Consider the following 25755-nt stretch of genomic DNA (forward strand, 5'->3'; position numbering starts at 1 on the left):
CCCAGCGTTTGAGTACAGCAAATGTAGAATTGAAAACAATGCAACTGTATTGCAAAGCCTTACAACGGGTCTTGAAGAATAAGTTCCTTCAAAAAGTCAACAAAATTAAATCTTAGGGGGTTGCCAAATCTGGTCGTAAACCAGATAAGCGAAATCATTCTTTTTGAAATTGATTTTCTTGGAGTAATAGGATTTTACAGCTTCGGGAAAATTTAGAATAGGTTCTGCTTTAAAAGAAGTTACCGTCATCTGACAACAGTTGCAAATGCATAATGGCGAACAATTGTCATCTTTATTTTCCGAATGTGAACTTTCGACATTCATCGAAATCCTAAAGCTGTTTTCCGAATTAGATTGTGCCTTAACATCATTGCACGGCATTACCAATAATGCGGTGAAATAAATGGTTAATATCAATCTCAGGAATTTCATTGAGACAAAGGTAAAGAATATTTTTTTACAACATTATTATAAATAAATGATATTATTACAATTATAGATTTTGCTGTTTATATTTAAAAAATATTTTTGTATTAAATAAATAAGACAACAAGATACTTTAATCTACCAAGTTTCATCTTTGTTTAAATCCTATTAACTATATACAAATTAAATACTGATGTTAAAATCTTTATGACAAAAGGGAAACCAATCGAAGCAAAATGAAGTCACACGATTCCATCTTCATTGTTTCAAATATTTAAAATTATCTTACAAAAAATTTATAACTATAAAAATTAAATTCTAAATTAGGAATAGCCTAAATCCTTTTTTAAAGTGGCGCCTTTTTTATATAGTTCAAATTTTCAGTCTGTTGATCGGTGATAAGCATACTTTCCATTATTTTTCAAATATGTCATTTTTATTATAACTATTCATGGAATTTCTGCAATAATTAGATTTTCTCCGAATAAAAAAAATAAAAAATCCCCAGCCAAGGCCGAGGATAAAAACTAATAACCATGAAAACTCAAATTAAACATGAGAATCGGTTGCAAATGTAAAGCAATTAGTCTACAAATCCAATAGACAATATGTATTATGATAATTTAATTGTACTAAATTATTTTTTTAATTTTCAGAAAAGAATTAGGACTACACAAACCAATGGATATTAGATCTGTTATTTAATTATAATAATTCTGAGATTTTCTAAATTCCAAAGGCTTCATGCCAGTGTGTTTTTTAAATAATTGTGTGAAATAAGATGCGTTTTCAAAACCGAGATGATATGCAATCTCCGTGATCCCTTTTTCCCCCAATCTCAGTAGATTTTTAGCTTCTGAAATCAAAAACGTGTGAATCAGTTCCGAAGCTGTTTTTCCTGTTTCCTGTTTCAGTAAATCGCTCAGATAACGTGGTGAAATACACAATTGTTCAGCAAGATAAGCTACATTTGGCAATCCTTTATTCTCCAAACCGTCCTCAGCAATATATTTTTTTAAGATGTTATTAAATTTTGTGGCGGTTTTTCCATTGACCAGTGCTCTATCGACGAATTGTCTTTTGTAAAAACGCTGCGCATACTTTAAAATGGAAGAAATATGACTCAAAATAATCTCACGGCTGTATTCATCAGGATTATTAAAATATTCTCCCTGGATTTTCGAATGAAGTTCCAGGATCGTCTGTTCTTCTTTTGGAGAAAGTTGTAGCGCTTCCGTTATATTGTAATCGAAAAAGCCATAATTAGTGATGCTTTGAAAGAGCTCGTGACCATTGAGATAATCTTCGTGAATCATCAGCATATAACCTTTTTCTTCAAACTCAAGGTCTTTCATTTCGATGATTTGCCGTGGCTTTGCAAAGAAAAGACAGCCATTATCATGGTCGTATTTTGTACGCCCGTACATAAAAATTCCTGATCTTATTTTTTTGAAAGCGATAATGTAACAGTCTGTAGTAAACTCCCGATTTCCCAGCGGACAAGCTGCCTGACAGCCGATCATACTGAACAGCGGATGTTCCGGAGCGTCCCACCCATTTCCTGTATGAAGTTCGGTAAGGGTTTTATAATGTTTCATCCGGACTTTAATTTTAATCGAATTAATGAAATCTGATTTTGATAAATTGGTTGTTGAATCAAGCCAGAAATAAATTGATATAACCTGCTGAAATTTCCGGATACTGATGTTGAGGTCCGTGCCCGGAATTATTAAAAATAATATGCTGCATGGTTGGTGCATTTTTCAGTAAAGGAAACCAGTTCTCGGTCGCAAAGCTGATATCGTGGTCACCGGAAATGACAAGAACAGGAGACTGCAAAGTTTTATAGCCTTCACGAAAATTCAGTTTATCTTCTTTAAAAATGCCTGAACCCGAAAAATATCTTTGAAAAACTTCTTGTGCTGAAGGTATCAAATCTCTGTCCAGCCTCTGAGCAATCCTATCATGGGACTCTTTTGCTGCCTGTCTGCTCTTTTCTGAAGTTGGTTCAAAAAACAGATAATATTCATCTTCCAGATCATTAATTGGCTTTAAAGCATGCTCGAAAAATATAGATTCAATCGGAATCGCATTTTCTCCCGGAGGGTTTGTTCCTATTAAAACGGTCTTCAGAACACGGTCTGGATTTTGAAAAGTAACGGTCTGGGCTACCAAGCCACCATAAGACCAACCCAACACATTGAATTTTTTTATGCCCAAATGGTCTGCCAAAGAAGGAACCGTATCTGCGACTTCAAAAATATCCAAAGGCAGCTCTCCTTCCGAACTTCCTATTCCCGGATAGTCAAAAAGAATTATCTCATTATTTTCTGCCAAAGAATCCAGAAATAAAGGATCCCAGGTATCCATTATCCCTCTGAACCTATTGATAAAAAATAAAGGCTTTCCGTTTCCGAATTTTCTGTAAGCAATTTTGTTGCTGTTGATTTCTGCAAATTGTGTTTCTGCTTTTAAAGCTGTAGTTTTCATAAATTACATTTTATTTTGTTGTTTTAATGATTCAAAGTTCAGAAAACTAAAGTCGAAATAATTTCACAAATCAGTGGAAGAGTAGCACAAAAACCCATGACTATTTTAAGCTGATTTGGGTTTAAACTTTAGTTAGTGTCCGTGAGCTGCGATACTCGTCTCTTTCCAGTTTCTGATATCATTTAATCTTTTGGTATAAACCTCATTGACAACATGATAAGCAATTTTACCAAATAATAATCTTTGCGGTGGATTTTGATTGTTAATAAGATTCAGGACAGGTTCTACTGTAGCTTCAGGTTTTCCCCATGTGTCAGGATTGTCACCAGATTCTGCAAATGCTGCCCGCACCGGATTATAATCGGCAATATCCGAAGAAGTCTGCACCGCCGAGGCTCCCGCCCAGTCCGTTACGTAACCGTTTGGCTCAATTAAAGTGGTTTTGATACCCAAGTGCGCGGTTTCGCTTCCAATGGTTTCAATTAAACCTTCAACCGCAAATTTTGAGGCATTGTATAAACCTAGCAAAGGCAAAGTTGTCAATCCCAAAAAGCTTGAAACCTGAATAATATGACCACTTCTTTGTTTTCTCATTACCGGTAAAACTGCCTGCGCTACCCAAAGCGAACCGAAGAAATTGGTCTCCATCTGTTCTCTTGCCTGCTGTTCTGAAGTTTCTTCCGTAGTTCCAAATAAACCGAAACCCGCGTTATTAATTAAGACATCGATCTTTCCGAAATGTTCTTCAATTTGGGCGACAGTTTCGAAAACTTCCGTTCTGCTGTTGACGTCAAGTTTTAAAGTTAAGATGTGATCACCATATTTTTCTTTAAGCTCGTGCAGAGCAGAAACATTTCTTGCTGTTGCGGCTACTTTATTGCCATTTTTTAAAAGTGCTTCAGCCCATAATTTTCCGAATCCTTTGGATGCTCCCGTGATAAAAACTACTTTACTCATGTTTTATTTTTTAATGTTATTTAATGAAGCAAAGTTATCTTCAATACTGAAGGGATGGATAGTCCATTTTAGCTGAAAAATAGCACATAAATACGTTTTGGAATTAAAAACGATTATTTTTAGATATAATAATTAAATTTGCTGTATAACTACTAGTAATGTTCGAGATTTTCCAGAAATACCTGACCGATAAAATAGAACTTTCCAATAACGAATTACAATTGATCGAATCTGTCTGCAGACTGAAAAAACTTCGTAAAAAACAATTCCTTTGTCAGGAAGGAGAAGTTTGGCATTACAATGCTTTTGTTTGCCGTGGACTGGTAAAAACATTTTCTATTGCCGAAAACGGAACCGAACACATCATCAATTTTGCACCGGAAAATTACTGGACAGGCGATAGAGAAAGCCTTTACAGCGGAAAACCATCACTTCTTAACATCGATGCAATAGAACCTACAGAATTAATCCTGATCGACAAACCTGATTTTGAAAAGCTATGTGCAGAGATTCCCCAGTTAAATCAATTGGTCAATCAGATTATTCAAAAAAGCTTTATTGTTTCACAGGGCAGAATTTTAGCCAACATCAGTTTTACGGCCGAAGAAAAATATCAGAATTTCCTCGAAAAATATCCTAACATCGTCAATAGAATACCTCAGCATATGATCGCTTCTTATATCGGAATTACTCCCGAAACCCTTACGAGGCTGCGTAGAAATATGGTCAAGAAATAAAAAATTTCATTTTCATTGACATTTGTTTGCTATTTTTTCAAGCTTTTGTCAATGGAAGAAGTCATCCTGCTGCAGCATCTTTGTCTTATAAAAATAACAATTAAAAATAAGACAAAATGAACAAAACAGTTTTTATTACAGGAACAAGCACGGGCTTTGGAAAATTAACAGCAATTACTCTTTCAAAAGCAGGATACACGGTTATCGCAGGAATGCGGGGCATTTCAGGAAAAAATGAAACAGTCGCCAAAGAATTGGGAGCTCTCCCAAATATAGAAGTTGTTGAAATTGATGTAACCAATGATTCTTCGGTAACTGATGCTTTCGAAAAAGTACTTCAAAAATATGGCAAAATAGATGTATTGGTCAACAATGCGGCCGTTTCAGGTTTCGGATTATTGGAAGCGTATAGCCTGGACAGAATCTGACAAATGTTTGAAGTGAATTTCTATGGCGTCATTCGTACCTATCAGGCTGTATTGCCTTCTATGAGGCAATATAAAAGCGGTTTGATTATCAATATCACTTCCGGTGCAAGTGCTCATACATCTCCTTTTATGATTCCTTATTTTGCTTCGAAATTCGGAGTGGAAAGTATTACTGAAGGTTTACAGGATGAATTGAAACAATTCAATATCGACAACGTTTCTATACAGCCGGGAGTTTATCCTACAGAAATGAATACGGGCGAAAAAACCGGTGTTAATTCGGATAAGCCTGAAATTTCCGAAGCGTATAATCCGGTTGCAACAGAGCAGTTTAATGCTATTGGGGCTGCATTATTTGGAAAAATGAAAGAATTCAATATGAACCCGCAAACTATAGCAGATGGAATATTGGAACTGATTCAGATGAAAGAAGGCTCCCGTCCGTTGCGCTTTCCTCTGGATGCTGTCGCCCAGGGAACGGATCTCGAATTTATCAATGCCAGAGCCGAACTTAAAGCTAAATGGCTTGCAAAATACAGTGAATAAATAGAATTCTAAATAATAACTGATAAGGTTGGAATGTTTCGTTTCAGCCTTTTTTTATGTTTAAACAGTAACCCCAATATTATCGTTGAATTTTTTAAAACAAAGTCCGGTTTCATTGACATTTGTTTGCTTTTTTTTCAAGCTTTTGTCAATGGAAGAAGGCTCCTGAATGTTGGAAATTTGCTTCATTAAATAACAACAACAAATTATCACAATGAGCAATTTAAAAAAACAAATCAAAGCCAATGCAACAGCAGTAGCAAGTGCACTTTTATTATCAACAGCAGTTTCAAACATTTCCGCGCAGGAAAAAGCAGGAATTCTTGGAGTGGATCATGTAGGAATCAACGTTCCGGATATGAAACAGGCTGTGAGCTTTTTTACTGATGTTTTAGGATTTTCAGCAGTAACAAGCTTAGGTCCGATTCCTTTGGATGATGCGTGGAAAAAGAATAATCGTATGAATCCCAAAACTGGTCCGGTATCATTCAAAATGGTAAAAGCAGGAACAGGTGCCAACATTGAGTTATTCGAATATCAGGACAATAAAGGAAGTTCCCAGCAACCTGGAGGAGACGATATCGGAGCGAGTCACATTGCATTTTATACCAATGATATCAGTAAAAGTGTAGCTTATCTTAAAAGCAAAGGTGTACAATTCCTGGGAGAGCCCTTTTTAATGCCATCGGGAGATACAGAAGGCGAAACCTGGGTATATTTTGTAACACCCTGGGGTTCTAAAATGGAATTAGTGTCTTATCCAAACGGAAAAGGCTATGAGAAAAAAAATCCTTCAACGATTTTATGGTCGCCTAAAGATGCTGTGAAAAACCCAATTGAAAAGTCAGATTCAAAAGCGCTTTCGGAAGCAGAGATTCGTTCTTTGGTAGAAGGACATTTGGCTATCTGGAATGAGAAAGACCTAAAAAAACGTGAAGCTTTGATGGCAAAGATCTATGCTGATGATATTGAAATGGTAGACCGTCATTTTATAGCAGTAGGCCACAAAGAGATCAATGGGTTTGTTGATGATTTGCAGAAGAAAAGCCCAAGCTCAAAATTCACCCATATCAAAGCCATTGATGTCAATCATAATATCGCAAGATTGTATTGGCAAAACGGCACTCCCGAAAAACCAGATGCCGTAACCGGAATGGATCTTTTTGTTTTCGAAAATGGAAAAGCAGTTAAACTATACGTTTTTGTGGACAACAAATAATCATTATAAATTATCAAAATAACATTTACAATTTTAAAAATCAATTATGAAAGCTTCAGTAATCAATCAAAATTCAGAAAACGAAAAATTAATCCGTGAGTTGTACAGAATCGCAGAAGAACAGGACACCCAAGGTTTTGTTGAGCTCTTTGCAGAGGACGGATACTTTTGGGATGTATCTGCAGGAACCAAATATTATGGACAGGATATCGGTAAAACAGTAGATATTTATGCAACAGCTTTTCCGGATATGCACAGAGAATTATACGATCTGTATGTTTTAGAAAACGAGAATACAGTGGTAGTAGAATTATCTTTAAACGGAACCCACAAAGGCCCGCTCCAGTTACCTTCGGGAACGATTCCGGCTACCAATAAAACAATGCAAACCCCTTGTTGTGATGTTTTCAAAATCGAGAACGGAAAAATAAAATCATTCCATTGTTACACTGCGGCAACTATACTTTTAGGTCAGTTAGGTATTCTTTAATAAAAAATCAGGGTGATAATGTTTTGTTGCCCTGATTTTTAACAGCTATAAATAATGAAAAATATATTAGATTTTCTAAATTGGCGATACGCAACCAAAAGGATGACAGGCGAAATAATAGAGGAAGAAAAAATCAATGCTATTTTGAAAGCTGCCCATCTCGCTCCATCCGGAATCGGATTACAGCCTTACGAAATTATCGTCATCAGTAATCCTGAAATTAAAAAGCAAATTGTGCCGATCGCAATGAATCAGGCTCCAATCGTGGAATCTTCGCATCTTTTGGTTTTTGCCGTCTGGGATGAGTACTCTAAAGAAAGAATTGATAAAGTGTTTGATTATCTGGCAGAAAAACGCAATGTCGATTCTGTTCAATATGATAAGCAAAGAAATTTTTCAAAACAGTTCTTCGGAAATATGAGCATTGAGGAAAACTTTCATCACGCTGCCAAGCAGGCAAATATTGCGTTAGGAGTAGCCATTGTAGAGGCTGCTTCAGAAGGAATAGATTCTACACCAATGGAAGGTTTTGACCCGATAGCTCTCGATGAATTTCTGAAACTTCCGTCCAAAGGATTAAGAAGCTCAATGCTTCTGGCGTTAGGATACAGAGACGAAGTGAAAGATTGGAATCTTAAGCTGAAAAAAGTGCGCAAGCCATTTGATGAGTTTGTGACGTTTCTTCAATAATTCAAAAAAATCAGAACATCCAATACTCGGTATAAACACAAAATACATGAACTAACTCAGTGCTTATTATAAAGTACATCCCGATGACAGAAAGTTTATAAATTTATGATGAATTGATAAAAGCCTTTTGAATACATCAAAAGGCTTTTCCTTAAAAACTAAAATTTATTTAAAAAGTCTTCACTAAATAGCTTGTGCTAAAGGAAAGTCAATTGGTATCCTGGTATTGGCAAATACATAGTTTGTAAAACTTCTTAATGCAACCAGAGCAGTCAATTCAATTAAAGCTTTTTCATTGTAACCTGAATTAAAGAAATCTTCTAAAGCTCCGTCTCCGGCGTTTCCTTTATTATTTGCGATAGACTGAGCTAATTTGATTATTGCATTCAATGTAACATTATCAGAATTCCCTTTTCTGACTTCTATGGTTTCTTCTTCCGTAAAGCCTCTCATTTTAGCCAAAGCCGTATGTGCTGCCAGACAGTAATCACATTCGTTAACCTGAGAAACAACAAGATTAATTGCTTCTCTTTCTTTTGCTGTAAACGATGAATCGTGGGAAAGTGCGGCTTCAGTTTCCAACATTGCTTTCAATGCTGATGATGAGTAACCTATGGTGGCGTACAGATTGGGAATTTTTCCCATTTTTTTCTCTACAGATTCTAAAATACTTTGTGATCCAAAACCCAACTGTTCCTTTTCAGGTACTGAAATTGTTTTCATTTTTTATGATTTAAATGTTATTAAATTGTTTCATTTGTTGATACAAAGTTAGCTCGCCCTCTAACCTAAAGCGTAGCCCATTTCAGCGGAAGAATAGCACAGAATTACTTAAACGAAACTGTAGAAATTTAAATAAAGTATTATAGACAAAAGACGATAGAATACAGCCGTCTTAACTTTGGATAAAGCAAAAATAGCATGCTGGAAAAGAAATTCTATGAGTGACATCGCCTGCCAGCTCGGTTTGAGCATCAATTTCACCTTATCAGACATTTCAAAGCAGGGCAGGAATCTCAAATACATGCTTTTTTAGAACAATTTTTCTCCGCAGAACTGATTTAATTATTTTTAAGTATTGCTGCGGTATTTTTCGGGCTGCGCCCAAACTGCTTTTTAAAGGCATAAGAAAAATGAGAAAGGTCTTCAAAGCCCAAATCAACATAGATTTCGGAGGGTGACTGCTGTTTTTCCTTAATTAAAAAATAAGCTTCCTCCAAACGTTTCTGCAAAATCCACTTATGAGGTGAGGTGTGAAAAATCTTCTCAAAATCACGCTTAAAGGTTGCTAAACTTCTTCCTGTGAGATAAGCAAGACGTTCTAAATTGACATTGTATTTGTAATTCTGAATCATGAAAGATTCCAAATCAATTTTAAATGGCTCTGAAAAATCGAATAGGATATGTTTGAGTTCAGGCTGAATCTCAAGTAAAATAAATAACAATTCTTTAATTTTAAGATCTATAAAATCCCTGGTCAGCAGTTTCTTATTTTCAAGAATGCTTTGCAACGAAGTAATGTAATTTTGAAGCACAGCACTCACTTTAATTGAAACCAAAGGTTTTGAAATCTCAGAACGGCTGGAAACAAGATGATATTCTTTTGCCATATTCTGTAGCACTTCCTGATTCAGGTAAATATTCAGGCTCTCAAAAATTCCGTTTTCAGGCGGATGCTTGGCGAATTTTACCAGCTGGTTTTTTCTGATTAAATTAAAATCACCTTCATGAGCGATGTATTTCTCCTGACCATCAGACAATACGAAACTTCCCGATAACTGGAAAGAAAGCACATGCATAGGAACGAAATTTTCGCCTTTTCGGCTTACTTCGTGATAGCAGGAATAGACAATATCAGATTTTTCCATTTCGTTTTAATGCTTAAACATAAAGCGTCATTTTTTAAAAACAACGCCTCATTAAATTTACAAAATATTATTGCAGTACAGCTTTCGGCTCAAGATAGGCTTCCAGGCCATAGACTCCATATTCCCTGCCGACCCCGGATTGCTTGAAACCGCCGAACGGAACCATCGGATCGTGACGGAATCCGTTGATACAAACTCTTCCGGCATCAATCTGTGCTGCTATTTTTTCAGCTCTTTCAATATTGGGTGAACTAACGTAAGCGGCCAAACCGTAAGGGGTATCATTTGCAATATCGATGGCGTCTTCTTCTGTTTTGTAAGGTATAATGCAGAGTACAGGACCGAAAATCTCGTCCTGAGCGATTTTCATTTTATTACTCACATTAGTAAAAATAGTCGGTTTTACAAAGTTTCCATCTTCCAGTCCTGAAGGTTTACCTTCTCCTCCCGCAAGTAGCTCAGCACCTTCTTCCAATCCTATTCTGATATAATTTTGAACCCTTTCAAATTGTTTCACACTTACCATCGGACCTACAATGGTATCATCATTCTGAGGCAAGCCTACAACCACTTTTTCAGCAGCTGCTCTGGCAATGTCATTTACTTTGTCGATTTGATTTTCAGGAACAAGAAGTCTTGTTGGAGCAATACAGGCTTGCCCGTTATTCATATACGCTCCGAAAATGGCTGTCGGTATGACTTCTTCAAAATTTGCGTCATCCATGATGATATTTGGTGATTTTCCGCCCAGCTCCAAAGTAACTCTTTTCATTGTATCGGCCGCAGTTTTAGCAATGAGTTTTCCAACTGCAGTAGAGCCTGTAAACGAAATCTTGGAAACATTAGGATTGGCAGCCAATTCAGATCCTACTACATTTCCCAAGCCTGTTACAAAGTTGATGGCACCTTTTGGCAAACCGGCTTCGTGAAAGGCTTCCATCAGCACCTGAGTCTGCAGGCTGCTCATTTCGCTGGGCTTGATAACAACCGTACAACCCGCTGCAATAGCGGTAGCCACTTTGCTGCATATTGAACTGTTACTTGCGTTCCACGGCGTTATAATGCCTACAACGCCAACCGGCTGCAAGAAAATTTTTGAAGAATTGATGATTGGGTTAAAGTTAAAATTCCGGAGAGATTCTATCATCGAATCGAACCACATTCCCGTAAATTCATTACTCAAGGATGAAAACCGGAAAGTTCCGCCATATTCTTCAATCATCACATCCGTGAACTCCTTTTTTCTTTTTTCAACGGCAGATTTCAGCCTTTCAAGATATCCTATTCTTTCTTCCACCGTAGATTTCGAAAAAGTTTTGAAAGCTTGTTTTGCCGCCTCGACCGCATTTCTGGCATCAAATTCGTCCGCAAGAATTACTTCACCAATTTTTCTATTATCTGAGGGATTAATTACATCTAAAGTCTGTGTTCCGTGCGGCGTTACAAATTCGCCATTGACATAAATTTTGTTTACTGTTTTCATTTCTAAATTTTATAGTACAAAATTAGATGAGAAATGAAATACATGGTTTGTAAAAAAGCTCAAATACAGTTTGTAAAAAAGTTCAGGCCGTGTTCATGAATTTTATTTGACCGCTTCTTTTTTATATTGACCAGGCGTAACGCCTACTACTTTTTTAAATAATCTGGTAAAATAAGAAGGACTTTCAAAACCGAGATCGTAAGCAATTCCTGCTACATTATTTTCTGAGCCTATCAAAAGATTTTTAGCTTCTTTGATCAGATAAATGTGAACATGCTCCAAAGCGGTTTTACCGGTTTCCTGCTTCAGAATATCACTGAGGTAGCGAGGAGAAACAGCTAATTTATCTGCCATAAAGCCAACAGTTGGCAACCCGTCTTCAGTATGTTTATTTTCGTTAAAATATTCATCCAGAACCGTCAGAAATCTTTTAACCATTGTTCCGGAAACATTGGAACTTCTGTCTATAAACTGTCTTTTATAGAAACGGTCAGAATATTTCAGGATAGAATCAATATGAGAGAGGATGATTTCTCTACTGAACTCATCAGAATTTTCATCATACTCGCTTCTTATTTTATCATAAAGTTCCCACATTATCAGTTCTTCGGATGGCGAGATATGAAGCGCTTCATTGATTTCATATTCAAAATAGCCATACTTTTTGATCTGTTCATTAAGTGGATGCCCCGACAGATAATCCTCATGGAAAAACATCACAAATCCCTTTTCAGCAAACTGTACATTACTGACTTCTATAATTTGTCTGGGTTTCATAAAAACTGCAGAGCCGTTGCTGTGGTCATACTGTGTTTTACCATATAATACATAACCTGACTTGATTTTTTTTAAAGCAATCATATAAAAATCTCCCGTAAAGCGGTCTTCACCAACAGAATAAGTCATCAGTTCTTTGCAGGTCATTAAACTCAAAAGAGGATTTTTAGGCGGTTCGAAACCACTTTTTTCGTGCAATTCTGCGATGTTTTTATAGTGATTGATTTTTTTCATAGTTATTGAGGTTATGAATCTTAATTAGGTATGATCAAATGTAGTAAATAAAGTTGTTTTATATTCTAAATTCCGGTTTTGATTTATAAAGCAGACACAGCTTTTATACTTCCGACAATTGCTTTTATTAATAGTTAAACTGAGATAAATAATAGCGATGCAATGATAAATAACCAAATGTCCGGCAATCTTTAATTTCCAAAAGATTTCTCCGGTAAATCTAAGTTCGAAAGATTTAAGAACGAATATTTGATTTTAAACAAAAAAAAATCCAATTTTATATTGGATTTATCTAATTTTTTCATTCTGCATATTAACCGTGAGCGGCTTCAGAAACGTCTTTCCATTCTTTCCAAACCTGAATTTTTTCTGCATATACTTTTTCCGTTTTTCTCAATCCTACTTTTCCAAGGAACAAACGAAGTGGCGGATTTTCACTGTCAATTAATTTCAAAATCGCAGGAACCGTTGCTTCCGGTTTTCCATAATCTTCAGGCAGTAAACCTTCCGCTTCTCCCAAGCTTGATTTCAAAGCATCGTAAGCCGGAATTACATCACCGTGAACTGCTGAGCTGCCTCCAAAATCTGTAGTATAACCATTAGGTTCAATCATGGTAACATGAATTCCAAAATCTTTCACTTCACTTGCCAAAGCTTCGCTGAAACCTTCCACCGCAAATTTTGTGGCGTTGTAAATGCCTAGTGTTGGTAAGCTCCAGACCCCCAAAACACTTGATAACTGAATTACGTGACCACTACCCTGCGCTCTGAAAATCGGCAAAGCAGCCTGAGTCACCCAAAGTGTTCCAAAAACATTGGCTTCAAATACATCTCTTGCAGCCTTCTCTCCTACTTCTTCTACGGCTCCGAAAACACCATATCCGGCATTGTTGATTACAACATCAAGTTTTCCGAAATGATCTTTAGCTTCATGTACAGCTTTAAAAACAGCTTCTCTGTCTGTAATATCCAATGCAATCGGTAAAAACTGCTCACCATATTGTTCTGCCAAATCCTGATATGCTTCAATATTTCTTGATGTTGCAGCTACTTTATCTCCTCTTTTAAGAAATGCTTCCGTCCAAAGTTTTCCGAATCCTCTTGATGCTCCTGTGATAAAAATTGTCTTTTCCATTTTAAAATTATTTGTCTTATTATTTAATTTTGATAGGACAAAGTTATACTGCATGGCACCTGTGTTTGTAGCTCAGATCAGCGGAAGAATAGCACAGAATTACGATGTGGAAATTATATTAAAATTTTTCGAGAGCCGCTATATTTGTTTTGATTATTTTATGTATCTAAATTAATTTGAAGTTAAATGCTAAGTTTGAAATAACCAAGTCTTTTCCGATTGACTCAAACAAACCAATCCTTATAAAAATATTTAAAGATATGTTCGTCCAGGTCAGAAAACCGACATAAGAAGTTATACTTCAAACGTCGGTTTTATGGTCTAAATTACTGTTATAATAGCAGATACCGTAAGCGATATATTCATCTCAGATGTCTGAAATTTCCGTTATACTTGATTTTTAAATATAAGCAGCAATTTGTATTTTATTTTTATACTTAGGCTCCGGCAATTACAGCTTTAGGATAAGTAGTATAGCCGTTTTCCTCTCCGGAATAATAAGTATTCCTGTCGCTTTCAGCCAAAGGTAAGTTATCTCTGAAACGCTCAACCAGATCAGGATTGGCAATGAAAGGTTCACCGAAAGAAACTAAATCGGCAATTCCTTCCTGTATGATTGCATTTCCGCTCTCTTTTGTAAAACCTAAATTGGCCACGATTCTGCCTGTATAATTATTACGAAAATGGGCAAAATAATTATCTTGCAGGTCTTCTACAGGAGTACCCGATAAATCTTCGGCCGGTCCTACGATGTGTATAAAAGCTAAATTGTAAGAATTTAAAGTATTTAAAATATATTTAAATAAATCAATTGTTTCTTCGTCCGGTTTAACGATTCCAACATTGCTAAGCATGACAGGAGAAAATTTTACGGAAACACGGTTACTTTCCCAAACTTCGAAAATGGCATCTAATATTTCAAAAATAATACGGGCACGGTTTTCAATGCTTCCACCATATCTGTCGTTGCGCTTATTGGTAGCGGTACTCAGGAATTGCGGTATAAGCATTCCTACTATGGCATGTACCTCAACACCGTCAAAACCTGCATCTTTTGCATTTTGAGCAGCTTGTCTGTAATCCTGTATCGTGTCTTGAATTTCAGCAACCGTCATCTCATGAGGCGTTACGGTATCTTTAAAGCCTTCCGGCGTAAAAGATTGCGATTGTATATTGACGGCCGACGGGCCGACAGGAAGCCTGCCATTCTGCAGATCAGGGTGTGCTCCGGCACCAATATGTCCCAACTGTGAAAAAATTAAGCCTCCATTATCGTGCACAGCTTTGGTTACGGATTTCCATCCTTCTACCTGTTCCTGAGTGTAAATACCCGGAACATTAATAAAACCAATGGATTGCGTATTTACCCAGGTACCTTCTGATATAATGAGTCCGGCAGAGGCACGTTGTGCATAATATTCTGCCATTATCGGGGTAGGAATTAAACCAGGATTAGTGGCTCTGCCGCGGGTTAGAGAAGCCATTATCACTCTGTTTTTTAGATTCAGGTCTCCTAATTGATATTCTTCTAATAGAGGTTGCGATGTATTTTTCATTTCTAATTTGTTTACACTACAAATTTCGTCTTATGACAGCAGCAGAACAATATGGGAGAAATTAAGATCATAGGGATAATTTTATCCCTATGTACATTTTAAAGAATATGATGTATTTTTGTTTAAAAATCTGAACTTATGTACGAAAGAAAGATTCCTCTTACGATTGATTGCGGTTTACATCTTACGAGAGAAATTCTCAACGGAAAATGGAAACCTGCGCTCCTCAATGCGATTTCTATGGATATAAAGCGGCCGAGCGAATTTGTAAGAATGCTGCCTGATGCTACACGCCGGGTCCTGAATGTACAGCTGAAAGAACTGGAAGAACATGGAATTATAGTAAAGAAAATCTATCCGCAACTGCCTCCTAAAGTCGAATATTCTCTTACTGATATAGGCTGGTCATTAATGCCCATTATTGATGCGATGAATGTTTGGGGAGATAAAAACCGGGAGTTTTTAGAAAAGGTAATTGCCCAGGATCCGAAAACTAAAAAAACATCAAAGTCTCCCTGTGAGGTTCTTCGAAAAGTTTCTGAGACCTCTCATCATTAATTAGCCAAAACATTTCTAACTAGATTAGGTAAAAAAACGCTGCAAATATGAGTTTTTACAGCGCCTTCAAATATTTTCAGTTTCTTATCAGTAAGAATGAAACTACAATTCTATCCCGGTTTTATCGACTGAATAACCGATGGGTTTGAAAGAATAATTATTCGACATTTCTGCAGAACAGGCGGTCATGCCTACAATCAGATCCATTTTAGCTTCAATTTCAATGAAATCACCGGGCCCGCTTTTTGGCGGTAAAACACTGATCTTACCGGTATCTCCGTCTACTGAAACATTCATAAAAACATTAAAGCATATTGGAATGGCGTCCGGCTCGATACCATAGGGTTCAAGGGCTTCACAAAGGTTGCCGAAACAGCCTCGGTGCGGATTTTCGTCCCCATAAATGATACGGAACGTATCTGCGCTGCAAGGCGTAAGCAAAAAGTCGTGTCTTCCAACCGTATCTTCGGTAATTTCAAACATGATATTGCTTCTGTTGGAATAAAATGGATTTCCTTTAGTTAAAAAGATTGTTTCCGCATAGTCAATGGTCCTTCCGGATGAAAGATATTCTTTGGTATCGTTAAGATTGAAACAGATAAAATCAGAAACCTGTTCGCCCTGTATATCTGTTATTTTAAGACGTTCTCCTTTTTTTAAGACAAAGGCAGTCCCGCTTCTTGGGGGTATTGTATTCATTTACTATTATATTTATAAGGACATTCCCAGTTTCTATCATATTGCATTCCGCTATACTGGTATACTTCAGAATCAGCTCCAAAATCCTGCAGCATAGGATTAATCGATCCGCTAAGCTCAACATCTCTCTTGCGGACTATATTTTTCATTTTTTCAAATCTTTTTAAAGACCTTAATTCTTCGAACTGCGCATGAGGATTAAATACAATCACCGGATAACGGAATCGCCTTGCATCTCTGCTGCTGTTTGGAGAAAGACCTATCACAAAAAAAGCTTCTTCTTTTAAGCTGAAACTGAATTCCGGTGAAGAGGGATCCGAATCTACCCTGCTGTCATAAGAATATTTCTGCGAATCAATGTCTGAAAGTGCCTGAAGCCTGGCCCAAAGCAAACGTTCAAAAGTCTCTTCGTCAATAGGATGCGTACTCGGAAAAATGACGCATGCAGTATGAAAAGGAGTCTCTGCATGACGATACTCGTCGACAAATTTATAAATAAAGTCAAGAATCGACTGGTCATCGTTCGGGCAGGCAAGATGTCCGGCTACAAATATTTTCATCTGATCTTTTGTGAGGGCAGCTTTCGCAGCAACACACGGAAAAAGTTTGTCATCAATAAACGACCTGAATTCATGCTTTACCTGCAGAGCATGGTCTGTATTTTGTAAATCGTGATTTGGTATCATACTCATATACTACACAAAGCATATGCCACTAGACATATTGTGGGCAGAATACTGCTAACGTGTGGTACCTATACATATCACAATGATTGTATCGGTTATATTTTATTGATTGAATTTTTATGAAATCATTCAAAATATTTGATCTGCTGTGAAGAATAAAACTCCACCACTTCTTCGAAGTGGTGGAGTTTTTAATTAATATTTAAAGATTACGGAAAATTTACTCTTAAAAAGTAATTTTTCCTTTATTCTTTACCAAATCATGTCGCACGGCTGCTGTCTTTCTGCAATTACCCTTAAGGAACTGGTAACGTACAGTCTAAGGAAACAGCGATTCTCAACGTAATATATTTTATTCCCCTGAATTCTGACTTCCATTGTTCTTCCATTTTGATCAAAATTATAAATAACGATCTGCTGTTTAGGATAGATTTCTCTAAAATTTACAATCATTTCGCCCTTAGCCTGTTCGCCAATAATGTGAATCAATCTGTTTCTGTCATTTACATCAAGATATCCTGACAGATCAATTTCATATTCATGAGGATCTAATCTGATGGCATATTCTGATTCATCATTAATGATTTCATCTCTAAGGCCAGCGGTTTCACCATTGGGGATAAACACGGTATCCGGTCTTTCCTCCTCAGATTTAAAATTACGAAGGGCTTTTACAGATCCATTTACGACAAGCTTATCTATGCCGTTAGACGGCATTCCCATTCCGAAAAGAGTACTTTTATACTCGAAATTCAAACCATCAAACTTACCATACTCGGACCCATAAAAATAGTAGCGATTATATTTTGCGGCGAGAAGCCTGGTCATCTGGTTATCGATAATCCCTGATTCTCCTCCAAAATAATCATCAGCCAATACTAAGCCTGTATTTAAATTGGGGGTAAATTCTTCATTTACTTTCAAGCCGTACTGATAGGCGTAATTCCATTGCTGAATATTCGTAATATTAAAATCTGCGGTAGTCCAGATCTGCATCCAGCCCGACCAATATCCGCCACTCAACGTCCTTTGATACGTTACATTAGCCGTATTTCCGGAGCCAAATGAAGTTGCGGTCTGCTTCACCCACGTACTGTCATGGGTTTCAACTGCCACGAACCACCAACCGCCATTATTCATAGGTGCATTGACCAGTCCGGCACCTCTGTAGAAGCCTGTTTTAAGATAGCCGTTTAAATCGGAGCCGCTAATGAGAACAGATGTACCATCAGGAGTATTTAAAAAACCGGATTGTGTGTACGCCTGAGTTGCCAATGCAATAGATGCCTGGGTGCCGCCATTATTAAAGTAAATATAAGGATATTGCGAACCGTTGGCAGACGGATAATTACCGGATGAAAAACCTATTCCCGTTGCATTTTCCCATGCATTTGCTTTTGTATTAAGCTGATTGACATTCACTGCATGTGACCCTAAAGTACCATTCGGAATCACCGGACTTTGGGCAAAAGTATTTGTATTGTTAAATGTCTGAACTCCGTTAAGTGTGGCATAACCTGCAAGCTGAGAATTTGCGGAAGATTGTGTAACATAGATGTTGGGATTAAAGTTCTGGCTATCCCAAACCTGTACCCAGTCATAATCGGCTCCATTCTCAACTCTTTTGTACGACAGCGCATTGAATCCGCCCGTCATCTGAACGCCGATTTCGCCATAATATCCGGATGAATTGTCGTGCAGCATTTTAATCCGATACCACCAGTTATTATTGGGATTTCCATTATGGGCACCTGCAGTATTCAGGTATCCTGCGACCGAACCATGAGTAGCGTTAAATAAATCCGTATCTCCATTGCCGTTTTTAGTTTTACCGGGAATAGAAGGGTTGACAATCATTCCCAATGAAGCATTTCTCCACGTATCTACGGCATTATCTCCTGTAATATTAGCTTTAGATGATAGTTTTGAAAGAATAAAGTCCTCGTTTTTTATATCTAAAACAGGGGTTTTGGTATCTTCTTCAAAAAATACGGAATCATTATTCAGATCATTAGAATAACTTCTCACCGTAACATCAATAAATATCGGATTTTGAGCTGAATGAAATTTATGAACATTGATATACGGTCTGTCTTTATCTGCATCATAGTGTATGACAGGGTCTACATATAACCTTTCTACTACTGCGCCAAAGGCTTGTTTTATCTGTGCTTCCGCACCCCAGGGACCACCGCCGGCATTAATTCCGTATACAAGCTCAAGTTCGATTAAACCGATTGCGTAAGCATCGTAATATGATGAACCTACTTTGATGGTAACATTGGCAACATTCTGTGTAGGAAGATATATTCTATTGATGATAGTTCCTGAATAAGCTCCTCCCTGCCAAAAGTACGTTCTCTTTTTGTTTTGTGTATTTGTAAAATTTGCCGAGGTGGTAATTTCCACCCACTCTGTCCAATAGGAATCGCTGATGAGTGTTCTTTTAAATATTCTGTTTGCCCGTGCATTATTTGCTCCCGTTCCGTAGGTAGAGGCAGTCTGGCTTACCCAACCTGTATAATGATATTCATTGGTGATGAAGAACCATTCGGGGCTGCCCATAGGAGCGTTTCCTAAATTACTTCCTCTGAAGAAGCCTGTTTCCCGGAGATCATTAAGATCTTTCCCCATAATAGCTACGGAAGATTTACCATCATCTAATCGTACAAATTCGTCTTTTCTTAAATTAAGGTTGTGCCAGACTTCGTTAAATGCAGTGTCTTCGTTACCATGGTTTCCTCTGAATAATAGCTGATTTTTAGAAATTAATAACTGTGATTTGTGTCCTAAATTATTTCCTCCTATAGAAATAAAGTTACCCACCCACGAGTTAATACCTCCTGCGCCGGTTACACCCCCGTTTATCCACATGAATTTATTTTCCTGTGTAAATAAATCGGAAGGATTCTGTTCATTAACAATTACAATGTTCCCTGCGTTATTTTTCCAGTTTTGAACATCTGCACTTGTGAAATCACCTGTATTCCAATAATCGACATATGACTGATATGGAGAAACACCTTGTGGGCTTCCCTGCCATTGCCGGAGACCGAATCCGTTTTTCTTAATCACGATCAGGTTCTGACTTCCTCCTGAGCTATCATGATATCCTCCAAAATGCATATAATCTGCCCAGGGATAAGAATTGTCATTGTTCCATGCAGTAAATCCTATCTGAAAGTTTTGAGGAAGGATATGTGCCGGCTGAATATTTCTGTTATCCCAATATCCTGCAAAATGTCTCCAGCTTCCTATTTCTGCAGCATTTACTCCGTAAACGGGATGTGAGGTTGGGATATAATTATTGGGGTTAAAATTGTGCTGGTCCCAAATTCTTGCAATGCCCCAACCTGTTCTGTTATGGAATAAATCATCATTTCCTGATTCGAAATAGACCTGTGACACTGATGGATTACCAAAGTAAATCTGAGAGTTATTGGTATTAAAAACCTGTGATCCGGATAAGATAGGAGAATATAAGCCAACACCGTCAAAGTAGCTGCCGGTTTTCACTACACCATGTATATAAGCTCCATTTGCAGGGATCAAACTTGAATGATCATAGGCATAAGATACCAACAACCCTCCTGTAAGGATGCGCTGTGCCTGATTGTCGGGAGTTAATACACCAATATCTCTATTAGATTTCATTCCCCAGTATACGCCTGCAATGTCTTCTTTTTTCCAAAAACTGTTACCCATCCAATCCCGTGTTGCAGCTCTGTCCGCTATAATGTTGGTTAAAGCAGAATATCCCACAAACTGTCCGTCTTCCAAAGCATGCTTCCATCCCTGGCTCCAGTCTTCATTATATACCCCATATTGGGTCTGAACTCTTTCAACCTCAATTCCGATATACCCGTCCCAAAAAGTAGTACTGTCTCCCAGGCAGATAGAAACCATTCCTGAGCCGTCGATCCCAACTCTGACGATGTCTGTTGGAAAATTATCGCTTACATTGAGCACAGCTCTTGAACCGGTTGTTATTATACCGCCAAAATATTTATAAAAAGAAACCTGAACTTTTCCTAAATAACTCTGATTATACCCATACAGATTCAGATCCACTACAAACATCGTCTGAGCCGTATTAACCTGTGGGAATTTTATGGCTAAAACTCCTTTAAAGGTTACATTATCTTCATATCCCTGATATACATTGTGAAAAATTCTCGTATCATTCTGCAGCTTGGAAACGGAACCGTTCTCAGCAAGAATATGTCCGGCAGAAACGATTTTTTTATATCCGGTATCGTATAAATTTTTAAAATGAAAATATCCGTCAAAATTGATCTTTCCTGCATCCATCCCGGAACTGTAGAATACCATTCCGGCTTTTGCACCACCAACTCCGTAAGTCCATAATGTAGTATCTTCCGGATTAGAGTCTCCTGAGACATAGAATATTTTCCTACCGCTAATTTCCTGTTGCGTGTTGGTCGTTACAACATTTAAATCCGAAATTATTTCCGCATGGGTTCTTTTACTTATTTTTTTCGTTACGGGATTCCAGACCAATACATATCCTGTATCGTTAGGAACCCCTTTCACGATTATTTCGCCTTCTACAGCGATGTGATTGTTAAAATATTCTGGTGCGATCATTAATCTAATCTTGCAGTTATGGTAATTCTGTATTCGTTCGGAGCAAGCGGTGCCAGTACATCTATCTGAACATCATTTGCAGAGACAGGCAGGAAGCTTACGTTTATTCTTCTGTTATCTGTATTGCGGTAACAGATATAGTCGACCTCCCAGGTATTCCACCCGTGAGTAATGGCAAAAGTGACCGAAGAGCCGTCTCCGATCTGCCATGTTTTAGATTTTATTTTTGAATCTAAAACTGCTTTTGTCGATCTCGGAGTCATTGCTTTGCTGGTATTAATACCCGCAAGAGCTTCAGCATCTGTAGCGATCTGAATGAGTCCTTTTACCGAATCTGTAGCATCTACGATATCCGGAATTCCTTTTTCAATAATCTGATAATTTGCAGGAACATTGGAAGCACCATCGGTATTGGCAATAAGATGATCTCCCACAGAAACGGGATTGCTTCCCACCCAGCCATTTGCGGTAATTACCCAAACCATCCCTGTTTTAATGCTGGCTGATGTAATAGGTGACGGAGCAGCCATCGAACCTTCAACAGAAGAAGGAACATACCCTCCCGGCTGATAGATTAACGCGCCTGTAAGACTTTGACCTAAAAGGTTTTCAATATAAGTTCTGATTTTATTGGATGACCATGTAAAGGTCCCCGACTGAATGGCATCATTGAGGAAAATGGAAACGATATCTGCATTGGTAAGGTTTCGTCCGGCCACTTTGATCACATGCCCTGAACTATTGGTGAGAATCTGGCTCAGCAACAGAAGTCCGCTTGTCTGGTCCGTCTGGAAAGGGTTATTGGTAAGCGGATAATCGGGGTGAACGTAATTTTGAGCCAGATTGATCCATTCGGCTCCGTTCCACTGGTGGAGCTGCCCTTTAAGATCAATGATCCAACCTGCGGGAACACCGTCCGTGCTTGGAAACGAATCAAAATACTGAAAACGTGTACGTTGAAGTTCTCCGAAAAAATTGTCCTGATTTGCATTGTTGCTTATTACTGCGTTTTTATTCATGGTTTTTATTTTTTTATGGTTTAACTTTTAAAATGAGAATATTAATTGGGTTAATGATTTCGCCCAGCATGTTGATTTCTATAGTCTGATTGGTGGCGTAATCGTCGATATTTATTTTTTTACCCGTCACACTATCACGGGCCTGGATGATTACATTTTCCGTTTCAACAGGGTTTGGGAATACCGTACTTTCTGTTATCTGTACAACGGCACTTGTGGGAGTCTGAGCGATGGACAAAACTTCATCATAGATCTTCTGATTAAATTCCTGCTGATTTTTTGGACTGTTCAGCCAGCTGTAATCAAGCAGCAGCTTTACTTTGTCTTCTTTTGTTTCCTCCAGGGAAACTGCTTTTAAAGCTTCAATATCCGTACGGCTTTTTTTTATAAAATCAACTATTTCCTGAAGTTCATCCAGGGAAAGATCGTTGGATAATAGTACCTTTCTGATATTTGCTATTTCTAAAGCTAAATCGCTGTCAGATTCTTTTAATTCATCAATAAAGCTATTGGTTTGTGTTTTAGTATACACATTACCTGATTGATTGTCAGCATCTACTGTACCCGCATTACCAATTCCCAGTTTAGTTTTCCAGCTTTTAACATCAGTTTGGGTCAGATTCGCAGCATTTAGCAAAGCAAGATATCCTGAATGAGCGCCGGAATCCGTAATATGTCCCTCAAAGGTATTTTTACTGACAAATTGAGAAAGATCTTCAAACCCTTCAATACTCTCCATTGGGATAGGATAATCTTTGTGATAAAAAGATGAAAATGTTGCTTTAAACTGTGCTTCTGTCGGAAAATCTCCACTTTGAAACCAGCTGAAGATTGTATGTAATGGTGTATTCATTTGATTATTAAAAATTAGTCTTGATATAAGTGATAATTGGAAAGCTTCAGAGCTTGTTTAAGTTCCCATCATGTTTGAGATAATGCTGATTAACTTCAGACTTGTTTTTGATCGTTCAAAAAATTACCGATAATATAATCTGAATAATTTGGTCAGATCCTTTTTGGAATTCAATAATGATCTATATCCCTGTGATTTCAAATTTCATGTTTATTTAACTCCTATGAAAGCTTTTTGGTCATTGCATTCTGTAGCTGCAACGAATTTTTAGAATCAGAAAACTGTATTTTAGAAAGGGTATTAACTTTCACAAAATGTGTTATTTAAAAGCATATAGATCCGGAAAAGTTGTTTGACCGATATTTTATGATAAAAATAAATCAGCGTGCAGGAATATCCGCACACGCTGATTAGACATCACTTATAATTTTTTACGTCATTGCTGTTTATGATGTCTGTTATTATAATAAACACTAGAATTTAAGAACTAAAGCAGTTTCCTATGCTCATGCTTTCCTGAATTATTCTTCCTACGCTATTCATGTAATATTTTGCACTACTTCTCGGAGGTATGGTAAAGTACAAATTCATATTACCAACAATGAATTTAGCTTCAGTTCCGCTGATGTTCATAATGGTTATTTCCTGATATTGAAACATTTTGTCTATGGTGATACTACCTCCTTCCCGCAACGTAAGCTTTACAACTCTGTTTTTAGAAGCATAGAAATTTGAAGAACCTACAAACTCCTTATCATCCGGCCTGAAACGTATAAATTCATCTTCCATAACCACTTCATGGGATAAACGGTACAAATTTCCGTCTCCGCCATATACATCATCATAATTGCTTGATTCTGAATAGATACCATAAGGAATCCTTATTGTTCCGTTAAAATAATGATTATGAGAATCTGTTGGAGCCACACCTCCGTAGCCGATATGACCATTTGATAAATCAAAAACAATTCCGTCGGTACCGCCATATTTACTGGCTATTTTCACAAATTCCCCTTCTTTCCCGGCAATATGATAATCCCTGCTTTTATCATATAACCCTGCAGTGTCAAGATTGTTTACATTCATCAGCATAATTGGTGATCCCGGGAATGTTTCGTTCAGCTTAATAAATCCGTTCGTTAAATTATTTAGCTGGGATACATTAACTGCATGGTTACTCAATGTACCGGCAGGAATAACCGGACTATGGGTAAATGTTTTTGTGTCGCTAATTGTTTCTACTCCATTTTTGCCCACGAACTGATTTAAAGCTTCGCTTTTTGTATAGTAATTGCTTAAAGCAGATTGCTGCACGGAGTTATTCCAGTTGGTAATATTAACTTGATTAAAATCTGTTTCAGACCATACTCTCAACCATCCACTGAAATTTACACCATCATAAATGCGTTTCCAAGATTTACCATATTGTAAATCAGAGTACTCCTGCACCAGTCGTGTATTGGAAGTTTTGTAAATATTTAAACAACCAGCAAGACCAACCGGATAATTTCTTGCTGCAGTTGCATTAGAGGAGGCATGCTGATAGTAAAAACCAGGTGTTAAGATTGTATTCAAGTCGGCAGTAGCAAGTAATGCGGCAGATTTAGGAATCGAACCAATATTGTTTTGATCAACCCAACTTCTGGAAGCAACTACATCGGGAACTATATTCAAAAATGATTGATAGTTCGTAATATCAATTTCAATACCTTGTGACCAGCCTTTTGACCAGTCGCTATTATATCCTGTATAATAAGTGGCGACACGTTCCACTTCAATGGCGACATATGTATTCCAGATGGTTGCAGAATCACCGATATTAATACATATTTTACCATCAGCATCTATTCCCACATTGATAATATTGGTTGGGAAAGTATCGGAACATTCAATAATCGCCTTTGAACCGGTTGGATGAATAATAGTCCCTGTTTGTTTGTAAAATGAAATTCTTAAATTTCCTAAAAATCTAGCCTGATAACCATAAATTTTTAAAGTAACATCAAACATCGTTGCAGATGTTGATGCCTGAGGGAATTTTAAACTCAAAATTCCAGTCTGGGCGGCGCTTGTAAATCCTTGAAAAACTTTATTAAAAACTCTGCAATTATTTTCAAATCGTGAAAGGCTTCCTTTCGTAAAATTAATATTCTTATCAGCCATATTAATTTCTGTACCTGCCGGAATATATGAGGCATTATCTACCGAACCGTCAGCCTTTAAAAACTGAGAGGCTGTACCGTTAACAAGCCGGTAGCCTTTGGCAGAGGTGTAATATGCATAGTTAATATCCATC

21 protein-coding genes and 1 pseudogene are annotated in these 25755 nt (G+C 37.3%); 6 read left to right on the top strand and 16 right to left on the bottom strand.

Features of this window, described 5'->3' with window-relative positions; all coding sequences use genetic code 11:
* Positions 1-105: 105 nt before the first annotated feature.
* From HHL20_RS09950 to HHL20_RS09965, 4 genes are all read right to left on the bottom strand, one after another.
* Positions 106-432 carry a DUF6660 family protein gene (locus tag HHL20_RS09950; RefSeq protein ID WP_169230973.1) on the bottom strand — a complete coding sequence of 109 codons (327 nt, stop codon included), beginning with the start codon at positions 430-432 and terminating at the stop codon, positions 106-108.
* Positions 433-1127: 695 nt separating this feature from the next.
* Positions 1128-2024: a helix-turn-helix domain-containing protein gene (locus HHL20_RS09955; protein WP_169230974.1), complete on the bottom strand. Its 897-nt coding sequence runs from the start codon at positions 2022-2024 to the stop codon at positions 1128-1130.
* A 58-nt stretch (positions 2025-2082) separates the two neighbouring features.
* Entirely contained in the window at positions 2083-2916 is an 834-nt protein-coding gene (locus HHL20_RS09960) for an alpha/beta fold hydrolase (RefSeq protein WP_169230975.1), read from the bottom strand.
* Between the two features lie 132 nt (positions 2917-3048).
* A complete protein-coding gene (locus HHL20_RS09965) occupies positions 3049-3873 on the bottom strand; it encodes an SDR family NAD(P)-dependent oxidoreductase (RefSeq protein WP_169230976.1) in 825 nt (274 codons plus the stop codon).
* Positions 3874-4031: 158 nt separating this feature from the next.
* Between HHL20_RS09965 and HHL20_RS09970 the strand changes: the two genes are divergently transcribed.
* The 5 genes and pseudogenes from HHL20_RS09970 to HHL20_RS09990 all read left to right on the top strand — a co-directional run bounded on the left by HHL20_RS09970 (position 4032) and on the right by HHL20_RS09990 (position 7983).
* Positions 4032-4610 (top strand): Crp/Fnr family transcriptional regulator, encoded by a 579-nt coding sequence (locus tag HHL20_RS09970; RefSeq protein ID WP_169230977.1) that lies wholly within the window; start codon positions 4032-4034, stop codon positions 4608-4610.
* Between the two features lie 116 nt (positions 4611-4726).
* Positions 4727-5584: pseudogene (locus HHL20_RS09975) on the top strand (SDR family oxidoreductase).
* Positions 5585-5798: 214 nt separating this feature from the next.
* The gene (locus tag HHL20_RS09980; RefSeq protein ID WP_169230978.1) at positions 5799-6803 is read left to right on the top strand and encodes a VOC family protein; all 1005 of its coding nucleotides are present in this window, start codon (positions 5799-5801) and stop codon (positions 6801-6803) included.
* Between the two features lie 46 nt (positions 6804-6849).
* A complete protein-coding gene (locus HHL20_RS09985) occupies positions 6850-7293 on the top strand; it encodes a nuclear transport factor 2 family protein (protein ID WP_169230979.1) in 444 nt (147 codons plus the stop codon).
* 54 nt (positions 7294-7347) lie between these two features.
* A complete protein-coding gene (locus tag HHL20_RS09990) occupies positions 7348-7983 on the top strand; it encodes a nitroreductase family protein (RefSeq protein WP_169230980.1) in 636 nt (211 codons plus the stop codon).
* 183 nt (positions 7984-8166) lie between these two features.
* Here HHL20_RS09990 and HHL20_RS09995 read toward each other — a convergent pair whose 3' ends face one another.
* The 6 genes from HHL20_RS09995 to HHL20_RS10020 form a co-directional block, all read right to left on the bottom strand.
* A complete protein-coding gene (locus HHL20_RS09995) occupies positions 8167-8706 on the bottom strand; it encodes a carboxymuconolactone decarboxylase family protein (protein ID WP_169230981.1) in 540 nt (179 codons plus the stop codon).
* Between the two features lie 338 nt (positions 8707-9044).
* On the bottom strand, positions 9045-9851 hold the full coding sequence (locus HHL20_RS10000) for a helix-turn-helix domain-containing protein (protein ID WP_169230982.1): 807 nt from the start codon (positions 9849-9851) through the stop codon (positions 9045-9047).
* 67 nt (positions 9852-9918) lie between these two features.
* A complete protein-coding gene (locus HHL20_RS10005) occupies positions 9919-11334 on the bottom strand; it encodes an aldehyde dehydrogenase family protein (protein WP_169230983.1) in 1416 nt (471 codons plus the stop codon).
* A gap of 102 nt (positions 11335-11436) precedes the next feature.
* On the bottom strand, positions 11437-12345 hold the full coding sequence (locus HHL20_RS10010) for a helix-turn-helix domain-containing protein (RefSeq protein ID WP_169230984.1): 909 nt from the start codon (positions 12343-12345) through the stop codon (positions 11437-11439).
* Positions 12346-12658: 313 nt separating this feature from the next.
* Positions 12659-13480, bottom strand: a complete 822-nt coding sequence (locus HHL20_RS10015; RefSeq protein ID WP_169230985.1) for an SDR family NAD(P)-dependent oxidoreductase — start codon at positions 13478-13480, stop codon at positions 12659-12661.
* Positions 13481-13917: 437 nt separating this feature from the next.
* Positions 13918-15036, bottom strand: coding sequence for an alkene reductase (locus HHL20_RS10020; protein ID WP_169230986.1), 1119 nt, complete (start codon positions 15034-15036; stop codon positions 13918-13920).
* A gap of 138 nt (positions 15037-15174) precedes the next feature.
* Here HHL20_RS10020 and HHL20_RS10025 point away from each other — a divergent pair, with 138 nt between their 5' ends.
* The gene (locus HHL20_RS10025; protein WP_169230987.1) at positions 15175-15594 is read left to right on the top strand and encodes a winged helix-turn-helix transcriptional regulator; all 420 of its coding nucleotides are present in this window, start codon (positions 15175-15177) and stop codon (positions 15592-15594) included.
* 102 nt (positions 15595-15696) lie between these two features.
* Here HHL20_RS10025 and HHL20_RS10030 read toward each other — a convergent pair whose 3' ends face one another.
* From HHL20_RS10030 to HHL20_RS10055, 6 genes are all read right to left on the bottom strand, one after another.
* The gene (locus tag HHL20_RS10030; protein ID WP_169230988.1) at positions 15697-16293 is read right to left on the bottom strand and encodes a DUF1989 domain-containing protein; all 597 of its coding nucleotides are present in this window, start codon (positions 16291-16293) and stop codon (positions 15697-15699) included.
* Entirely contained in the window at positions 16290-16979 is a 690-nt protein-coding gene (gene gntA / locus HHL20_RS10035; protein WP_169230989.1) for a guanitoxin biosynthesis heme-dependent pre-guanitoxin N-hydroxylase GntA, read from the bottom strand. Before gntA ends, HHL20_RS10030 begins: the two co-directional genes overlap by 4 nt.
* 252 nt (positions 16980-17231) lie before the next feature.
* Positions 17232-21587, bottom strand: coding sequence for a pyocin knob domain-containing protein (locus HHL20_RS10040; protein ID WP_169230990.1), 4356 nt, complete (start codon positions 21585-21587; stop codon positions 17232-17234).
* Positions 21587-22606, bottom strand: a complete 1020-nt coding sequence (locus HHL20_RS10045; protein ID WP_169230991.1) for a hypothetical protein — start codon at positions 22604-22606, stop codon at positions 21587-21589. Before HHL20_RS10045 ends, HHL20_RS10040 begins: the two co-directional genes overlap by 1 nt.
* A 13-nt stretch (positions 22607-22619) precedes the next feature.
* Positions 22620-23459 carry a hypothetical protein gene (locus HHL20_RS10050; RefSeq protein ID WP_169230992.1) on the bottom strand — a complete coding sequence of 280 codons (840 nt, stop codon included), beginning with the start codon at positions 23457-23459 and terminating at the stop codon, positions 22620-22622.
* A 480-nt stretch (positions 23460-23939) separates the two neighbouring features.
* On the bottom strand, positions 23940-25754 hold the full coding sequence (locus tag HHL20_RS10055; protein WP_169230993.1) for a pyocin knob domain-containing protein: 1815 nt from the start codon (positions 25752-25754) through the stop codon (positions 23940-23942).
* Position 25755 lies beyond the last annotated feature (1 nt).

The sequence above is a fragment of the Chryseobacterium cheonjiense genome (assembly GCF_012927265.1).
Lineage (GTDB): Bacteria > Bacteroidota > Bacteroidia > Flavobacteriales > Weeksellaceae > Chryseobacterium > Chryseobacterium cheonjiense.